Here is a 3,119-nt window from a genome sequence, read left to right on the forward strand (position 1 = left end):
CGGACGGGCACGGGCCGGCCGCGAGGAAGGCTCACGACCGGCCGGCACGGCCGCGACCGCCCTGAGCAGGGCGGATGGCATTTTCGGCAGGTACACCGGTTCTGCCCATGCGGCCAGAGACGATCCTGCGCTGGCATCGCCGGCTGGTCCGTCGACATTGGACCCAGCCGTATCGCCGGGCCGGCCGGCCCTCGACCGCGGCGGAGGTTCGCGCGCTCGTGCGGCGACTCGCCCGAGGGATACCGGCGCGTTCATGGTTCCGAAGCCATCCGTAGGTCCTGGTCACTGGCCCTCGGCCCGTGCGGTCGGGGGGGGGGCAGCGTTTACCGGCCGGCTCACCTGACGCCTCCGACCGACCGCGCTTCGGCAGTGGGGTCGGTGACCACCCGCGCGGATCCGCCCGCACCAGGTCGGTGACCAGGTGGGCGACGGATTCCTCCCGGTCGTGTTCGAGCAAGAGCTCGACGCCCAAGCTCGGAACGGCTCCAAGTACACGTCGATCGTGGTGCGGACGTCGCGGTGTCCGAGCATGGTCTTGACGAGGTCCCAGACGGAGCCGAACTGGTAGCGGAAGTCGCGCGCCTGATCGGCGTTGAGGTGGTCGAGCTTGGATTCGCAGGCCTGGCGGCTGACGGTGTACCAGCGCAGGGCGAAGAAGTGCCGCAGCATGTGCGGGGTGCAGCGCAACGCGCGAGCCCCGCGCGGGCGACCCGGGCTTGGCGTCGTCAAAGCTGCGAACGAGTTGGTGTCGCCGCGGACCGTCTCGACCGGCGGAGCCGGCGGTGGGCGGCGAGGACGAGCCGAGTGATGCGGTTACATCACCTTGTCAGCTTCGCGCATCCTCCGATTGTCCCGTCGTCCTCGGTCATGGCGCCACGGTGACCACGGCCGCCGCTGGCGCCCGATCCCGTGCTGGCCACGGAGGACGGCCGGTCGCGATGTCCGCGTCGCGCCGGCCCGAGGTTCCGTGGCGCGCTTGATCACCGGCAGGCCTGTGGGCCTGCGCGGAGCAGGCGAGGAGGAACCGTATGACCGGCATCCGGCCCGCAACCGCCACCCCGCCGATTACGAAACGTATCCGACCGTAAATGTATTGTGATCGACAAGCCCCCCAGGTGATCCCGTATCCAACCAAGGAAGCACCATCTGCCCGATGGGCGGGAGCAGGGAAACGAGCGGAGACGTGGCCGCCGGCAGCAGTACCGCGCCGGGGGCACACGCGCCGCCGGTCAGCCGCGTCCCCGGCGGGACCGGCGGGCCGTCGGCCCAGGGGCAGGACCTCGCCTCGGCCGTGCTCGACGCACAGCGCGGTGACGAGGCCGCCTTCCGGCTGATCTACCGGGCGGTCCAGCCCGGTCTGTTGCGGTACCTGAGGATTCTCGTCGGCGATGACGCCGAGGACGTCGCGTCCGAGGCATGGCTGCAGATAGCCAGGGACCTGCGGTCGTTCCGCGGGGACTTCGACGGCTTCCGCGGCTGGGCGGCCACGGTCGCGCGGCACCGGGCGCTTGACCACCTGCGCCGGCGGGCCCGTCGGCAGCGGGATGACCTTCCGGTCGAGCTGGTGTTGCCAGAGTTGGCCGCGCCCGACGACACCGCCGGAGAGGCGCTGGAGGCACTGTCCACGGAGACCGCCCTACGCCTGATCGCGGGTCTGCCGTTGGACCAGGCGGAGGCGGTGCTGCTGCGGGTGGTCATGGGGCTGGACGCGAAGACCGCGGGCCGGGTCCTCGGCAAACGGGCCGGCGCGGTCCGCACAGCTGCCCACCGCGGGCTTCGCCGGCTCGCGGAACAGCTTGGCGCGCAGGGGATCACCGAGACCGGCCGGCCCGTCGGCGGTAACCAGATGGAGGTGCCGGCAGCTGGCGATGACCACGGACTCCAGACACCTGTAACACGAGAGAGAGCTTCGACGCTGAAGGACCTGAGATGAGCAGACACCGACCCCGTCGGACCGGCCGAGGTGACGCGGAGCGGATGCTTCGCGGTGGCGCGGCCATCGCGGGGACCGGTGCGGATCCCCTCGCTGATCTGCTCGCCGCCGCGGCCGCTCCGGTCCGCGACGGCGAACTCGACGGTGAGGAAGCGGCGGTGGCCGCTTTCCGGGAGGCGCATCTCGTCCACGTCCCCCAGCCGCGGAGAAAACTCGTGTTGAAGTATCTGCTCGCCAACCTCATGACCGCCAAGGCCGCTACCGCGGCGGTCGTCGCCACGGCCGTCGCCGCCGGCGGCGCCGTCGCCGCCACGACGGGAGTGCTTCCCTTTGCCGGTGGCGGCGAGAGCTCAGCGCCTGCGCCCTCCGCGCAGGTAGCCCCGGTCCTGCCGCCGACGGCGGGCGCGACCGTCTCGGCTGAGCTGGTCGCGCTGTGCCGGGACCTGCGGGCGACCGCGGCGGCCGAGGCCAGCACCACGCTCGACCGTCCGGAGTTCGGTGCGCTGGTCACCGCGGCCGGCGGCAAGGAGAGGGTCTTCGAGTACTGCGCCTCGACGGTGGGGGTGGCGGTCAGCGCGACCGTGGTTCCAGGTGTCGGGGCGGGTGCGGCTGCCAGCGCCGGACCGGCCGGCGCCGGTGTCGATGTGCAGGCTCCTGGCCTTGGTGCGGGCGCCAGCGCCGGGCCGCAGGGGGCCGGCGTCGGCGTCGGGGGCCCAGGCGTGGGCACGGGCGCCAGCATCGGACCGGACGGAGCCGGTCTCGGGGCGCAGGGCCCCGGCACCGGCGTCAGCGCCAGCGCGGGGCCAGATGGCGCGGGTCTCGGCCTCGGGATCGGCTCGGCTGCCAGCCCTTCTACCAGCCCCACGCCGTCCGCCGCCGGCTGACCAACGCGACTCACCAGCCAGGCGCCCCGTCGGTCGAGCGGCCCATCCGACCCTCCCCCGCCAGGGGCGCCTGGCCCACCAAAATGGCGCGCATCGTGGAGGGGTATTGCCGGCCGGTTGGGAGTGCGGATGACGCAGCGCGCGCACTGGGACGACATCTATGGCCGGATGGTGGTGACCGAGGTCAGCTGGTTTCAGCAGGAGCCAGCCAGTTCCCTGGCCCTGGTCGAGGCGGCGGGAACTGGTCCGCGTGATGCGATCGTCGATGTCGGGGCCGGTGCGTCTGTGCTCGTCGACCGGTT

General features: G+C 72.5%; 2 protein-coding genes. Both read left to right on the plus strand.

Going from position 1 to position 3,119, the window contains the following annotated elements; translation table 11 throughout:
- The first annotated feature begins 1,291 nt into the window (after window positions 1–1,291).
- On the plus strand, window positions 1,292–1,933 hold the full coding sequence (locus tag BCD48_RS21075) for an RNA polymerase sigma factor (protein ID WP_241841890.1): 642 nt from the start codon (window positions 1,292–1,294) through the stop codon (window positions 1,931–1,933).
- A complete protein-coding gene (locus BCD48_RS21080) occupies window positions 1,930–2,817 on the plus strand; it encodes a hypothetical protein (protein ID WP_071050128.1) in 888 nt (295 codons plus the stop codon). The genes BCD48_RS21075 and BCD48_RS21080 overlap by 4 nt, the downstream gene beginning before the upstream one ends.
- Window positions 2,818–3,119: the final 302 nt, after the last annotated feature.

The organism is Pseudofrankia coriaricola, from assembly GCF_001854805.1.
Lineage (GTDB): Bacteria > Actinomycetota > Actinomycetes > Frankiales > Frankiaceae > Pseudofrankia.

What these genes read in the sequence shown, in the direction of transcription:
- BCD48_RS21080 (WP_071050128.1), top strand. Translation starts at nt 1,930, where the DNA reads ATGAGCAGACACCGACCCCGTCGGACCGGCCGAGGTGACGCGGAGCGG.